Below are 14,566 nucleotides of genomic sequence, written 5' to 3'. Positions count from 1 at the left end.
TCTAGCTCGTCAAAACTTCAACCTTCTTCTTGAAATCAAAGTTTCAAGTTTAGAGCGGGAGACCGGGTTCGAACCGGCGACATTCAGCTTGGAAGGCTGACGCTCTACCAACTGAGCTACTCCCGCATTTTTTTGGACTTTTGCCCAAAGACTCCATTATTTCAAAAAAACCTTTTTTCCCGATTGTTCCGCTGAACAACCTTTGTGGGGGGAGCAGGATTCGAACCTGCGAAGGTAAAAACCAACAGATTTACAGTCTGTCCTCGTTGGCCGCTTGAGTATCCCCCCGCCTTAATTTTCAGTAACTTACGAGCCGATAGAGGGACTCGAACCCACGACCTGCTGATTACAAATCAGCTGCTCTAGCCAGCTGAGCTATATCGGCATTTCACCGCTTTTTACTCACTAAAAAAGCCCGCTATTTCTAACGGACTGCAAATGTATATATTTATATTTTAATTCAAAATAAATTTTGAAAAATTTTCATTAAGCTTTCGCCCTCTGTTTTTCCTTCTTTTTTACCAATTGTCTTTCCAAGGAACTGCAGGCAGAATCCACTGCCTCTTCAAACGACTTACATTGTTTTTTTACCATAATTTTATCTCTGGGGATGAACACCATGATTTCCACGATCTTATTTTCTTTAGCACTTGTGTTTTCAACTTTTAAATATACATCTGATTCAATGACCTTGTCATAGAACACTTCCATCTTGTCCATTCGTTTTTGGACAAAGTCGATGAGTTTACCATCAGCTGTAAAATTTACAGATTGTGCATTTACTTTCATAAGACGAAGTTTTTAGTACTGTCTTGGACAGTGAAGTTAAACAATACAAGAATTTTAATTCTTGTTCCTTGGGTGGGCCTTTTGATATACTTTCTTTAGTTCGGCAATACTGTTGTGCGTGTACACTTGGGTGGATGCCAAACTCGAATGACCCAATAATTCCTTCACGGAATTTAAATCTGCCCCCCTATTCAGCAAGTGCGTTGCGAAAGTGTGCCTAAGTATATGCGGGCTCTTTTTTACCTTAGGGGAGACCAAACTAAAATACTTATTTATAGTTCGATAAACAAGCGTTTCGTAAATTTTAAGACCTTCTTTTGTTAATAGTAGGTAGGGCGAATCAGTATTGGTTTTAATCTCGGAGCGCTTCACCAAATATGTTTTAACCTGCTCTATAGTAGACAATAACAATGGAAGGATACGTTCCTTGTTCCGTTTACCCAATACTTTCAACGTATGGCCGGACAAGTTGATATCCGACACTTTTAAATTCACCAATTCGGCTCTACGCATACCAGTGGTATACAAAAGTTCTATAATGAGTTTATCACGCGCCCCTTCAAAATTATCTTCAAACGGAATTCTGGACAAGATGTCCTCCATTTCCTTTTCCGAAAATGGCACTTCAACTTTTTTTCTGGTCTTTAGCGCTCTATGCTTCACCAGAGGTGAAATGTCAATATCACCCACCTTCAGCAAAAATTTATAATACGCTTGCAACGAAGATATTTTCCTGTTAATGGTTCTGTTGGAAATTCCCTGATCGGACAGGACAACGATCCAATTTCGAATCAAGGGGTAGGAAACGTGGTCAATGCCGTCTTCCCCATGGCACTCATTACAGTGATTTTCAAATGCCTCTATATCCCTTTGGTATGCCCTTATGGTATGCTCGGAGTAATTTTTCTCCAACTTTAAATAGGATATAAATGCTGTAACGGACATATATCAAAGGTAGCGATTACGACTGTTCTATAGCTAAAACGAAAAATCCCGCTCCAATATTGGAACGGGATTGATATATTTTGCAAACGCGATAGACTATACTTCTTCTTGGTCTCTAAGGCCTTGAATGTACTGTGCTTTTTGAATTTGCGCTCTACGCTCTACAGAAGGTTTGGTGAACTGCTGTCTTGATCTTAACTGACGCATGGTACCTGTTCTGTCGAACTTTCGCTTAAAACGCTTTAAAGCTCTATCGATGTTTTCTCCTTCTTTTACTGGTATAATTAACATGGGCTACAACCTCCTTTCTTTAAAATTTTGGTCTGCAAATATACAAATGAAATTCAATGGGTAAAGAAAATTTTTATTTTTTTGAATCCCCCCTATCAAAGAGGTTTTTTGTATTCCTTTTTATCCACAATGATCTTCGCCAAAATTTCCTTTAAAATTTCGGATGTTCCACCACCAATAGGCCCCAACCTACTGTCCCTGCTCAAGCGTGCCATAGGGTAGTCTTCGATATAACCGTAGCCGCCCAAAAACTGAAGACAGTTATAAATGACCTCATCGGCCATTTTGGTAGATTTCAATTTGGAAATGGTAGCCTCCTTTACCACATAGGCACCCTTTTCCATTTGTGCCACTGTGGCATAATTGAACTGTTTGCACAACAACATATCCGAGTACAGGTCCACCAATCTATGTCGCAAGGCCTGGAATTGGTCAATGGTCTTTCCAAACGCCTCGCGTTCGGACATGTATTGCAGCGCATAGTCCAGGGCAAATTCTGCTCTTGCGTGGGCATTTATGCCCATAACCAAACGCTCCAAGGCAAATGCTTCCATAATATAAGAAAACCCGGCATTTTCTTCACCCAACAAGTTGGAAGCTGGAACTTCGACATTATCAAAGGCCAGTTCTGCGGTATCCGAAGCACGCCAACCCAATTTGTTGAGTTTGCTAGCGGTAACTCCCTTCGCATTTCTGTCCATAATAAACATGCTGATTCCTTTGTGGCCCGCATCTTTATCGGTTTTAGCCGCTAGGATAATATAGTCTCCGTAAACACCATTGGTAATAAAAGTTTTGGAACCGTTTACTATGTAAACATCACCTTTTTTTTCGGCGGTGGTTCGCATAGCTGCAACATCGCTTCCGCCAAAAGGTTCCGATACTCCCAAACAACCGATTTTATCACCGAGAACACTGGGCTCCAAATAGGATTTCTTTTGGTCGTCGTTCGCCAATTTGTTTAAATAAGTCATGGCCAAGTACTGATGCGCCCACATAGCTGCAGCAAAACCTCCTGAATTTATTTTTTGTAGTTCTTCCAGAAAAATAACGGTGTAAAAAAGGTCTAGATCTAGTCCTGCATAAGCCTCAGGGGTTATCAACCCAAAATACCCCATCTCACCAAACTTGTTCCAAACCTCCTCACCAATCTTTCCGGAGTCTTCCCATTCATCAATGTTGGGAACAACTTCTTTTTGTAAAAAATCCTTTAAACTCTCCCGAAATAAATTATGCTCTTCCGTGAAGTACATATCGACCATACCACCTTTTTTATAAGGACAAATATAAGGCTATTCTATCTAGTTTTTCGGTTGGAAATTTATCGATATTACTCAATTCTTTAAATGATTGATACGCCCCCTCCTTATCCCGATACGCCACAATATCAAAAGCCAATGACTTACTGATATAAATCAATTGAGATAACTCTGCAGCACTAGCTTTATTAATATTTATTTTATTGATTGACGGAACATCCAGCACCTGAAACTCAAGCAACGCTTTTTCCACAACCTCTGGTTTTAGACCATAAACATCATATAGTTGTTCATTAACCAAAAAGCCCCCTAACCTATCTCGAAACTTTACAATTCGATTGGATAAAGTTTCGCCAATACCATAAATTGACTTTAAATCCTCGGCAGAAGCAGTGTTCAAGTCTTTAACCTTTATTGCTGTTTTAAGTTTTGATGCGGTGTTTTTTATGGATTGATTCTTTGTGACCCAATCTGGAAATTTGAAATAGGGCGAGAGTATGCCCAACAAAGAATCCGAGACTTTTGTAACGGCTTGAAACTCATTTACAGAATTCACAAACCTGCCTTGTTCCCGAAACGCAAACAATCTATCCAATTCGTCGGTAGTCAATCCCAAAGTGTAACCTTTATAATCGGTAAGGTAATTGGGGTTGAAAGGGTACATTTTTACCGATGCTTCCGACCGGTGATTTCTAAGACTATCTATTTTGTCTTGTTCCTCTGTATTGAGGGCAAAACTCGTTTCGGTTTGAGATGGCTTTGCTTTTACATAGTAATAGCCGCCCTGAAGCACAATTACTATCAGCAATAAAAAGAAAATCCCACTCCGTTCTTGTTTATTGAACCTGAAGTGGGACTGCTTTCTCATAATATGTTTATGCTAAAAATTAGCTTTTCGCCTTTTTAAAGAGTTGGCCGACTTTTAATTTCTGTAAATAGCCATCTAGATCTTTGCGAACTTCACCGGACAATATGTAAAGTCCAATAATGTTCGGGAAGGACATGGCCAAGATCATCATATCCGAAAAGTCCAAAACGGCACCCAAGCTCACAGACGCTCCCACAACCACAAATATCAAAAACAACGTTTTATAAACCATTTCGGATTTCTTACTCTTTCCAAAAAGATAGGTCCAAGCCCTCATTCCATAATAGGACCATGAAATCATGGTAGAAAATGCGAAAAGGAACACTGCCAAGGCCAACACATATGGGAACCAAGAGATTTGGCTACCAAACGCATCGGAGGTCAATTGCGCACCGGCCATTCCCTCTACTTCGTGCATTCCGGTAAAAATCAGTACCAGAGCCGTAAGTGTACAAACCACCACCGTGTCGATAAATGGCTCTAGTAAGGCCACAAATCCTTCCGATGGCGGGTGATTGGTCTTTGCGGCACTATGCGCAATCGCCGCAGAACCCACACCAGCCTCATTGGAGAAGGCTGCTCGCTGGAATCCAACGATCAACACACCGACAATACCACCTTTTAAAGCTGAAGGATTCAATGCTCCTTCAAAAATGGCAGAAAATGCAGGGCCAATATTTTGTATATTCATTATAATTACCGCCAAGGCCGCCACAATATATACAGAGGCCATGACCGGCACAATCTTACCTGTTACCCTGGCAATACTGCTGATTCCACCAATGATGACCACACCGACCAAAATTGCGGTAACCACACCAAACCAAAACCCGTTGCCTGCCAAAACCGGGAATTGTCCTGCCAACTGCTCGAAGGACTGGTTGGCCTGGAACATATTTCCACCACCAAAGGAAGCACCTACGGCAAGCAGTGCAAACACTCCTGCTAAAACTTTTCCAAATCCTTTCAGATTTCTTTTTTCAAGTCCATATCGCAAGTAGTTCATAGGGCCGCCAAAAACACGTCCATCAGGTAGTATATCACGATATTTCACACCAAGGGTACATTCCACAAATTTGGAAGACATCCCCAGCAAACCACAGATGATCATCCAAAAAGTAGCACCTGCGCCCCCAAGGGATACCGCAACGGCCACCCCGGCAATGTTCCCAAGACCTACGGTACCGGAAACTGCAGTTGCCAATGCCTGAAAGTGGGTTACCTGTCCCGGAGCATCCGGATCGTCATATTTTCCTTTGGCCAAATCAAGGGAATGCTTAAAACCACGAATGTTGATGAATCCCATTCTAAGGGTAAAGAACAATGCGCCGAACACCAACCAAATCACAATAAAAGGAATCCCTTTTTCTATTGGGTCCCCATTGGGATGCAACATAGCAATGGGTTCGTCATACTCGATTTCCGCAAAATAATGAGCTCCCTGTTCTATAACATGCTCGGGGTTTTCGGAGTTGTAAATTACCCCTCCCTGCTTCACTTTTTGCAAAAGCTTTCCTTTGGCATTGGCCTTAATGGTTATATCACCACGCTTGTCACTGGCAATAATGGCAATATCTTCGCCTTTTGCAACACTAGCCTTATCGTCTTTTAGCCATTCCTTTAAGACGAATTTGTCCAAAGTTTCATTGCTCCAATCCGGGATACCTATCAATTTTACATCCGCATAGGCCACTGGGTCATAAATACCTATCGCCGCAAAAGGGTCCCAAAACAAAACAGACCCTAGAGCACTAACGGCCGGGGTCATGGTTCCATTGAATACTTCTGTTATGGATTGGGTCTCCACCTCGAATTCCTTGGTCACGGAATTACCGGCGGCATCGGTAACCACTACGCTGTAGGGTATTCCCTCTACCAGCCCTTGGGCCGATTTTGAGGTCAGGGGAGTTTCTTGATTGCTCCACTTGTAGGTGTAGGGCTCCACCCCTCCACTAACTTCAAGTTCTATGACCCCATTATTGATATCATCTGAAACATTAAAGGTTTTGCCAACAACGGTCAATTCCTGTGAAAAAACCGCGGTAATTGCAAAAAAAGACAATAGAGAAAGAAAATACTTCATATATTGAAATTAGTTAGTTTTTGGTATGGTAAAGGCAGCAATATCCTAAAAAAAATGCTTGCAAAAAAATTAAAGGGTGTTAAACTAGCCTATCTGAAACATTTGGTTCAGCTTCCTGATTTGTTCCGGTCTGCCCAAAACAATAACCTTGCTGTTGGGTTGCAGCTCCATATCGGCCTCTGGGTTGATGATATAATTTCCGTCTGGATCAATATATCCAATTATGGTACAACCTGTTTTTCTGCGAAGGTCCAAATCCCGTAAAGAATTGCAATCCATTTGATCGGTAAAATCCTCGATACTCACCTCTTCCAAGTTGGTGGTATGTTCCCCTTCCACGGAGAGTTGGTCCAAAAAAGTAATCAAATCTGGCATCACCACCAAGGAGGCCATATGATCTCCTCCTATCTTATCGGGCATAATCACCTTATCTGCCCCAGCAAACTGCAGTTTTTTTACAGAGGTGATTTGCGAAGCCCTACTTATAATGAACAGGTTTTTATTGAGCTGTCTCGCCGAAAGTACAATAAATAGATTGGCAGCATCATCGGGCACGGCAGTTATCAAATATTGGGCGCGATCTATCCCTGCTTGTAGCAACACCTCATCTTCGTTGGCATCGCCATCAACAAACAAAATTTCTTCTTCGTGGCGCTCTATAATTTCCTTATCCCTTTCAATGACCACAAAAGGCTTTTTATACGCTATCAATTTTTCGGCGGCCTGCATACCATTTCTACCAAAACCGCAGACCACAACGTGGTTTGAAAGACTGTCTATTTGCTTTTTCACTTTTTTCTTTTTTAGCAGTTCCAGTGAATTTCTCCCTAAAATATATTCGGAGACCACCGAAATGGCAAAACCGAATATAAAAACACTGGTGACGATTAAAAATACGGTAAAAATCTTTGCATTGGCGTCCAATGGCCTTACCTCCGAAAACCCGACCGTAGTCACTGTGATTATGGTCATATAAATAGCCTCTATCCAAGTAAAGTCGGATAGCATTTTATAACCAACCACCCCAAACAAAAGCACCACAACCATAAGGGAAAGGGCCAATACTATTTTGGAGCGCATGAGTCTGATCATAACTATAGGTCAAATACAGAAGTTCTTTTGGTATATATAAGGTCTTTGATTCGAAGCCAGAAGGCTATAAACAGGTACAGGGCAAACCCGAAGCCAAGAGTAACGAAGGTCAAATAAATAAAGCTGGTCCGTACCACACGGGCACGAATACCAAGCCGTTCCGCAATGCGCCTGCAGACCTCAAAGCCTCTTTTCTGAAAATAATAAAGAATATCGTAAAATAAAGACATGGTTAAAATTATGTATTTCTGTTCAATAATTGTGTGCCAATGGTGCATTGCATGCATTTATTTTTTGTACAATAATTGGTATAGAGTTCCAATTTAGCTTGACTTTCCAATGCATTTTGGGTTTTCATCCCTATTTGCTCAAAGTTTTTGATTATGGAATTGTCCTCTTTGCCCAAGTCTGAAACCAATGCAATCAAATCCTCGTTCCAATCTCCGCCTAAATACTTTGCATAACAAAACTTGAGCGGCACCAAGGTGTTGATGATAACCAAATCCACAAATTTTTTGGATAATTTCTTCACCCGCTTTTTTGAAAGCTTACCAAAGGTATAGTGGTCTTCCCAATACGGTCCGGTGCTAATTTCAAAAGCTTTATAGATATTTTGCAGGCTGTTGACCTCCATTAACTTGGAAAATATATTGTGATTCCCTGCGTACAGATTTACCAATTGCGAAATCCGAATGGTGGGAAAATTCAATGGCCGCAAGCCAAAAAACTCAGGTTTTGATAGATTCTCGGTCAAACCAAACTTACTGCTCAAGTATTTATATTCTTTTTTGAGTTGGAGATAATAGGAGTCCGAACAATCATCAACTTGCAAAAGACCAAAATGACCAAAAAGCAAAGCTTCCAATTGCATAGATTCGTTGGTTGTTTTTCGAACTACGGAAAAATCCAACTGTTTTGCCCGCTCCAAAAAATAGGTTCCATTGACCTTGGAACCAAAATTCTTGGCAAGCAACATAAAAAGAACGGCCTCCCAATCATTCTTGGACTCCTCCAACAAGTCCAAAATCAATCTGGACTTGTTTTCCAAACGCTCAATGAACAATCGGTGCAACCAGTTTTCCACGACAAAGGAGTCCACGTCCCTTAAATCCTTTTCACAATTAATAAAACTTGTCCGTGAATTGTTCATCAAGTTTTGATAGCCGTTCAAAAGCTGATCTGAAACATACTGCCTCACTTCCAAGGTCGGTATTTGGGAACCGTCCCTCCTAAAAACAGCAATGTCATCCTCCCAAACTACATGGAGAATGACATTGTCGTAATTTTCATCAGTTTGGTGATGATGCACATACCAATCCGAAGATTTAAGGTGCATCTCCACATTGCCGGCCCATAGCTGTCCATCGATTTCAACTTGGGCGTTGAAAAAATCGGGACCTGCAAACCTGTTTTGGGTTCCCGGAGCCCTAATTTCAATGGTTTCACCGTTACCCGTGCATAATTGTTCTGTTGGAAGCTTGTTATGCCTCCAAATAAAATAAAGTAGGTCTTCTCGCATTGATTTGGGATAAATGGAGGTCTACTCTGTTACTTCACCTTCCCACTCCATAAAGCCACCTTCCAGATTATAAGCATTTTCAAAACCGATACTGTTCATAATGGCACACGCTTGACCACTACGGTTTCCTGATCGGCAATAGACATAAAAATTTTTGGACTTATCGAGTTTTTCAATTTTGTCCACAAACTCCTGTCCCAAATAAATATCGATGTTAGTAGCTCCGGGAATGTATCCTTCTTCCACTTCCTCAGGGGTACGTACATCCAAAATAAAGGCGTTGTCATCATTTTCCAGTTGCTCCGCCCATTCCTCTTGTGATAGATCTGACATTTTTTTCAATTTAGATTGTTACAAAAATAAAAATCCGAAGCGTTACTCCGGATTTCTAGTTGTTTTATTTTGATCGTGGACTTATTTTATGCCGCAGCCAATGGCTTTTGTTGTTTTCGGATTGATTTCATTACCTGCCAACATCGCATCTACGGCATTTTCCACAAAGGTTTCCTCCACCTGTGATGCATCTTGGTAGTTATCGTCGATGGCACCTATATATTTTACCATATTGCCTGATGCTGTTTTTTCCAGCAAGAACACGTGCGGTGTGCGTGTTGCACCATATTCAGGGTACACTTTCTGGCCTTCATCCAGCAAATAAGGAAAAGTGAAGCCTTTTTCTGCTGCTCGCTCTTTCATTTTGGCAAAACTGTCGCCGGGCTTAGCACTGGGATTGTTTGGCATAATGGCGATTACGGGCACGCCTTGTGATTTGTACTTGGCATCCAAGGCGATTATTCTATCCTCATAAGCCTGTGCATATGGGCAGGTATTGCATGTAAAAATAATCAAGAAGCCTTTGGCGTTATCAAAATCTGATAATGAAACCATACTGCCGTCCACATTTTTTAATGAAAAGTCGGTGGCCATATCGCCAACTTTGTAACCATCATCCAAATTATGTTCTTTTGCCACTTTGAACCCCATAGTAAAGGCTGCCACAAAAAGCAACAACAAAGCTGACCATCCTAAAACCTTTGTTTTTTTCATAGTTCCGTTATTTTATGAATTTTTCCAATTCTTCGTTTAATTCCTCGTACGTAAAACCACGCTCGTAAAAATTTCGTTTGTCCTTATTATATATTAAGGTTGCAGGAATACCTCCACCCCACTCTTCGGAAACTTTTGGAATCCAATCATTTTGTTTTGGGTCATCCAATATCACTACTTCGGATTGGATTCCTTTGTTTTCCACATAAGGCTCCAATCGGGTCTTCCACATATTGGGCATATCCAAGCTCACAAATATCACTTCAACATTGTTGTCCTTTTGTTCGGTATTAACTCTCTCAAAATAGGGCATCTCTTCAATACATGGCCTGCACCAAGTGGCCCAAAAATTAACGATATAGGTTTTGTCATCTTTTTTGTGGAGCATAGGCTCAAGACCTTCAAAATCATAAACAGGAAACTTGACATCTGCTGTGGTGTTATCTTCCTTCGCAATCACTTCTTTATCAGTCGTTTCTGTAACCTTTTTGTTTTCCTTCTTCTTTTCGGAACAACTAAAAAAAATGGTAACTACTAGTACAAATATTAATAACCTATTCATTATCTGATTTTTACATCACCTAATTTACATACTGAAAATGCTTTTTTCTACTCTTTAACAAAAATTTATCGGTACAATATTTGGAGAGGTGACAAAATTAAACTTACATTTGTATATACAAATATTGTTTGTACATGAATGTTGAAGAGACTATAAAAACTTCCAAAGAAATTCCTTTAAAGCCCAGGACGCTGATTCACATGGAATTGGTTCATACCAGAATCAATGAGATTATGACTGGCGCTTTGAAGCCCTTTGAAGTTTCCATGCAGCAATTCAATGTACTGCGCATTTTAAGAGGACAACAGGGCAAGCCGGCAAACCTGTCCACCATCAACGAAAGAATGGTGACCAAAATGAGCAACACGACCCGTTTGGTAGACAAACTCATAGCAAAGGGCTATGTGCATCGTTGTGTGTGCCCATCAAACAGACGTAAGGTAGAAATTGTTATAACCGACTCAGGATTGGAGGCGCTATCCCAAATGGACTCAGCCTTGGAGAAAGCACACGACATCCTCTTAAAAAATTTCAACACAGAAGAATTGAAACAATTAAATCAACTATTAGATAAATTTTAAAATAATGAGCAACGTTTTAGAACATAGAACATGGCGCTATGCCACCAAAAAATTCGACCCTGCCAAAAGTGTTTCGGATGAAAATTTGCAAACCTTATTAGAGGCAACACGATTAAGTGCTTCCTCTTATGGTCTGCAACCTTATCATGTACTTGTAATTTCCGACCCAAAGGTAAAAGAGCAGCTGAAGCCTGCGTCTTGGGGGCAGTCACAAATTACGGATGCATCGCATATTATCGTATTTGCCAACGCTACTGATTTTGGTGAAGAATTAGTGGATGATTTCCTTGAAAACGTCAGTACCACCAGAAACATACCTGTGGACGGCCTTAAAGGATATTCTGATTTTATGAAATCGAAGCTTATGGACCTCCCTGCGGAGACGAAAAGCAATTGGACGGCAAGACAGGCCTACATCGCTTTTGGCAATTTGATGCAAGCTGCAGCAGAATTAAAGATTGACACTTGCCCTATGGAAGGTTTCGAATCTGATAAATACAATGATATATTGGGTCTGAACGGTAAAAACCTCAACGCAGCCGTTGTTTTGGCCGTGGGCTACCGTTCCGAAGAGGACGAAACACAGCATTTGCCAAAAGTGAGAAAATCAAAAGAAGAATTATTTACCATTATATAACCCTTAACAATTAACAATAGAAATTAAGACAATCATGAAAAAGACAATTTTAAGTTTATCACTGGTCACACTTTTTGGATCATCAGCTATGGCGAACCCAATCGAGAAAGATACCAAAGAAGTAAAAACATCCGAAAGTACTGTTACCTGGAAAGGTTACAAAGTTGGAGGCTCACACACAGGAACTATCAGTCTTGAATCTGGTGCTTTGGAATTTGATGGCGAAAAATTGGTTGGCGGTGAGTTTGTGGTTAACATGAGCAGTATCAGCGCCACTGATTTAGAAGGTGAATACAAAGATAAATTGGATGGACACCTTAAGTCCGACGATTTTTTTGGAACCGTCGATCACCCAACAGCCAAATTGGTTTTCACCAAAGTAAAATCAACCGGGAAAAACTCATATGAAGTTCAAGGGGACCTTACCATAAAAGGGACAACGGAGCCTATCACCTTTGATTTGTCCGTGTACGGCGATAAGGCAACGGCCTCTTTAAAAGTAGACCGAACCAAATACGATGTAAAATATGGTTCGGGAATTATTGGTACGGCCAAGGATAAATTAATCTATGACGAGTTTGATTTGGTAGTTGATCTACAGATGTAATCAACACCTGTTTAGTGTGTAAAAAATCGCGTCCGATAAATTCTCGGACGCGATTTTTAATTTTAAACAAAACAATGTTGTGCCGTTAAAATTTCATCCCTATATTTGATGCAATGATTAACAGAATAGCAAATAACTGGTGGTGGAATAACTTACGAAAAACGTCGTGAGCTAAGTCCCCATTATAACCATATAAAAGGCTTGTCATCACGACAAGCCTTTTTCATTTTTAGGACTAATATGAAATACGAATTACAGACACATTACAAAAAAATACTTGCGGACACTATTACGCCCGTGAGCGTCTACCTGAAGATCAGGGATAAGTTTCCCAATAGTATTCTTTTGGAAAGTAGCGATTACCACGCCAATGACAACAGCTTTTCGTACATCTGCTGCAATCCCATTGCATCCATAAAGGTAGCTGACGAGACCATTACACGAAAGTTCCCCGATGGCACCAAAGAAGTCACGGAAATCAAACCTGAAACAGATGTCACCGAGGCAATTCACAACTTTAGCAAGCAATTCAAAACATCGCAAAACGGTTTTAAATTTATTTACAACGGCCTGTTCGGGTACATGGCCTACGATGCCGTTCGCTATTTTGAGGACGTAGCGATATCGAAAAAGGATGATTCCGCCGATATTCCCGACATCTATTATGCGGTGTACCAGAACATCATTGCCATCAATCATTTTAAGAACGAAGCTTATTTGTTTGCACATTGTTACGATACCGAAAGCAATGTGGAGGAAATGGAACAGCTTTTCAATGTACGTACCTTTTCATCCTACAATTTCAACAAGGAAGGAAAACCAGAATCCAACCTTAAGGATGAAGATTACAAGGAACAAGTAGAATTGGCCAAAAAGCATTGTCAACGAGGTGATGTGTTTCAGTTGGTGCTCTCCAGAAGGTTCAAACAAAAATTCAAAGGGGATGAATTCAATGTGTACCGGGCGCTTCGCTCCATAAACCCCTCCCCTTACCTTTTCTATTTTGATTATGGTGACTTTAAAATATTCGGAAGCTCTCCCGAAGCCCAGCTTATTGTAAAAGAAGGAAAAGCCGAGATACATCCCATAGCCGGCACCTATAAACGTACCGGTAACGATGAAAAAGATGCCGAACTGGCGAAAAAATTGGCAGAGGACGAAAAAGAGAACAGCGAGCACGTAATGTTGGTCGACCTTGCCCGAAACGATTTGAGCCGCAACGGAAATACCGTAAATGTAGAAACCTATCGGGAAGTGCAATATTTCTCGCACGTGATTCATTTGGTGTCCAAAGTAACCGGGCAAAAGAAAAAGGACAGCACCACCATGAAGGTGGTCGCCGACACCTTCCCGGCCGGGACCTTGAGTGGAGCGCCAAAACATATGGCCATGCAGCTCATTGAAAAATACGAAAAAACGAGTCGTTCTTATTATGGTGGGGCCATCGGGTTTATGGATTTTGAAGGCAATTTTAACCACGCCATTATGATCCGAACATTCTTGAGCAAGGACCATGAATTGTACTACCAAGCTGGTGCAGGTTTGGTGGCTGCCTCCGACCCGGATGACGAACTCCAAGAGACCTACAACAAATTGGGTGCATTGAACAAAGCGCTAGAAATTGCAGAAACAATCTAAGCATGGGACGAAAGATTTTAATGATCGATAACTACGATAGTTTTACCTACAACTTGGTGCACTATCTGGAGGATTTGGATTGCGAGGTTACCGTAAAACGGAACGACCAACTCTCTTTGGAAGAAGTAGAACCCTTTGAACATATAGTTTTATCGCCTGGACCAGGAATTCCCGATGAAGCCGGACTTTTAAAAGACATCATCAAAAAATATGCATCGACCAAACGTATTTTTGGAGTGTGCTTGGGGCTGCAAGCCATTGGAGAAGTATTTGGAGGCACCTTGATCAATTTGGACCAAGTATACCACGGAGTGGACACCACCATAACCATCACCAAAGAAGATCCTATTTACAAGGATATGCCCAAAACCCTTCAAGTAGGAAGGTATCACTCATGGGTAGTAGATCCCAATTTGCCAGAGGTATTGAAAACTACTGCAGTAGATGAAAACGGACAAGTGATGTCACTGCGACATAAAGAATATGATGTTACGGCAGTACAGTTTCACCCAGAATCAGTTTTGACACCAGAAGGCAAACAAATGTTGAAAAATTGGTTGGAAAGCTAGAAAATGTCATTCCTGCGAAGGCAGGAATCGAAAACAATAACAAACAGATTCCTGCTGGAGATTAAGCTGAGCATAGCCG

At 41.0% G+C, this 14,566-nt stretch carries 17 protein-coding genes and 3 tRNA genes; 5 read left to right on the top strand and 15 right to left on the bottom strand.

All coding sequences use genetic code 11. The features are described from left to right. Nucleotides 1-53: 53 nt before the first annotated feature. The 15 genes from J4E06_RS17665 to J4E06_RS17595 form a co-directional block, all read right to left on the bottom strand. A tRNA-Gly gene (locus J4E06_RS17665) sits at nt 54-126 on the bottom strand. A gap of 79 nt (nt 127-205) precedes the next feature. Beyond that, a tRNA-Tyr gene (locus tag J4E06_RS17660) sits at nt 206-288 on the bottom strand. 23 nt (nt 289-311) lie between these two features. Continuing rightward, nucleotides 312-385: transfer RNA gene (locus J4E06_RS17655), tRNA-Thr, on the bottom strand. 101 nt (nt 386-486) lie between these two features. Beyond that, complete coding sequence (gene hpf, locus J4E06_RS17650) at nt 487-789, bottom strand: ribosome hibernation-promoting factor, HPF/YfiA family (protein WP_349525323.1); 303 nt, start codon at nt 787-789, stop codon at nt 487-489. 54 nt (nt 790-843) lie between these two features. Continuing rightward, entirely contained in the window at nt 844-1,734 is an 891-nt protein-coding gene (locus J4E06_RS17645) for a tyrosine-type recombinase/integrase (RefSeq protein WP_349525322.1), read from the bottom strand. Nucleotides 1,735-1,830: 96 nt separating this feature from the next. Further along, nucleotides 1,831-2,025 (bottom strand): 30S ribosomal protein S21, encoded by a 195-nt coding sequence (gene rpsU / locus J4E06_RS17640; protein ID WP_090299076.1) that lies wholly within the window; start codon nt 2,023-2,025, stop codon nt 1,831-1,833. A 95-nt stretch (nt 2,026-2,120) separates the two neighbouring features. Continuing rightward, a complete protein-coding gene (locus tag J4E06_RS17635; protein WP_349525321.1) occupies nt 2,121-3,287 on the bottom strand; it encodes an acyl-CoA dehydrogenase family protein in 1,167 nt (388 codons plus the stop codon). Nucleotides 3,288-3,297: 10 nt separating this feature from the next. Then, the gene (locus tag J4E06_RS17630) at nt 3,298-4,152 is read right to left on the bottom strand and encodes a ComEA family DNA-binding protein (RefSeq protein ID WP_349525320.1); all 855 of its coding nucleotides are present in this window, start codon (nt 4,150-4,152) and stop codon (nt 3,298-3,300) included. Between the two features lie 19 nt (nt 4,153-4,171). Further along, nucleotides 4,172-6,235 carry an amino acid carrier protein gene (locus J4E06_RS17625; RefSeq protein ID WP_349525319.1) on the bottom strand — a complete coding sequence of 688 codons (2,064 nt, stop codon included), beginning with the start codon at nt 6,233-6,235 and terminating at the stop codon, nt 4,172-4,174. An 84-nt stretch (nt 6,236-6,319) separates the two neighbouring features. After that, the gene (locus J4E06_RS17620) at nt 6,320-7,327 is read right to left on the bottom strand and encodes a potassium channel family protein (protein ID WP_349525318.1); all 1,008 of its coding nucleotides are present in this window, start codon (nt 7,325-7,327) and stop codon (nt 6,320-6,322) included. 2 nt (nt 7,328-7,329) lie between these two features. Next, complete coding sequence (locus J4E06_RS17615) at nt 7,330-7,557, bottom strand: PspC domain-containing protein (protein WP_349525316.1); 228 nt, start codon at nt 7,555-7,557, stop codon at nt 7,330-7,332. Between the two features lie 8 nt (nt 7,558-7,565). Next, nucleotides 7,566-8,846 carry a DUF2851 family protein gene (locus J4E06_RS17610; RefSeq protein WP_349525315.1) on the bottom strand — a complete coding sequence of 427 codons (1,281 nt, stop codon included), beginning with the start codon at nt 8,844-8,846 and terminating at the stop codon, nt 7,566-7,568. A 21-nt stretch (nt 8,847-8,867) separates the two neighbouring features. Then, the gene (locus J4E06_RS17605) at nt 8,868-9,179 is read right to left on the bottom strand and encodes a rhodanese-like domain-containing protein (RefSeq protein ID WP_349525314.1); all 312 of its coding nucleotides are present in this window, start codon (nt 9,177-9,179) and stop codon (nt 8,868-8,870) included. 81 nt (nt 9,180-9,260) lie between these two features. Continuing rightward, entirely contained in the window at nt 9,261-9,893 is a 633-nt protein-coding gene (locus J4E06_RS17600) for a thioredoxin family protein (RefSeq protein WP_349525313.1), read from the bottom strand. A 7-nt stretch (nt 9,894-9,900) separates the two neighbouring features. After that, nucleotides 9,901-10,455 carry a TlpA family protein disulfide reductase gene (locus J4E06_RS17595; RefSeq protein WP_349525312.1) on the bottom strand — a complete coding sequence of 185 codons (555 nt, stop codon included), beginning with the start codon at nt 10,453-10,455 and terminating at the stop codon, nt 9,901-9,903. Between the two features lie 134 nt (nt 10,456-10,589). Between J4E06_RS17595 and J4E06_RS17590 the strand changes: the two genes are divergently transcribed. The 5 genes from J4E06_RS17590 to J4E06_RS17570 all read left to right on the top strand — a co-directional run bounded on the left by J4E06_RS17590 (nt 10,590) and on the right by J4E06_RS17570 (nt 14,487). Continuing rightward, a complete protein-coding gene (locus J4E06_RS17590; RefSeq protein ID WP_349525311.1) occupies nt 10,590-11,036 on the top strand; it encodes a MarR family winged helix-turn-helix transcriptional regulator in 447 nt (148 codons plus the stop codon). Between the two features lie 4 nt (nt 11,037-11,040). After that, nucleotides 11,041-11,673, top strand: a complete 633-nt coding sequence (locus tag J4E06_RS17585) for an NAD(P)H-dependent oxidoreductase (protein WP_349525310.1) — start codon at nt 11,041-11,043, stop codon at nt 11,671-11,673. 34 nt (nt 11,674-11,707) lie between these two features. Next, a complete protein-coding gene (locus J4E06_RS17580) occupies nt 11,708-12,280 on the top strand; it encodes a YceI family protein (RefSeq protein ID WP_349525309.1) in 573 nt (190 codons plus the stop codon). A 240-nt stretch (nt 12,281-12,520) separates the two neighbouring features. Beyond that, complete coding sequence (locus J4E06_RS17575) at nt 12,521-13,918, top strand: anthranilate synthase component I family protein (protein ID WP_349525308.1); 1,398 nt, start codon at nt 12,521-12,523, stop codon at nt 13,916-13,918. 2 nt (nt 13,919-13,920) lie between these two features. Continuing rightward, entirely contained in the window at nt 13,921-14,487 is a 567-nt protein-coding gene (locus J4E06_RS17570; RefSeq protein ID WP_349525307.1) for an anthranilate synthase component II, read from the top strand. Nucleotides 14,488-14,566: the final 79 nt, after the last annotated feature.

The sequence above is a fragment of the Allomuricauda sp. NFXS6 genome (genome assembly GCF_040148835.1).
Classification (GTDB): domain Bacteria; phylum Bacteroidota; class Bacteroidia; order Flavobacteriales; family Flavobacteriaceae; genus Flagellimonas.
The sequence above is the reverse complement of the archived record's forward strand: the minus strand, read 5'-3'. Positions and strand labels throughout refer to the sequence as shown.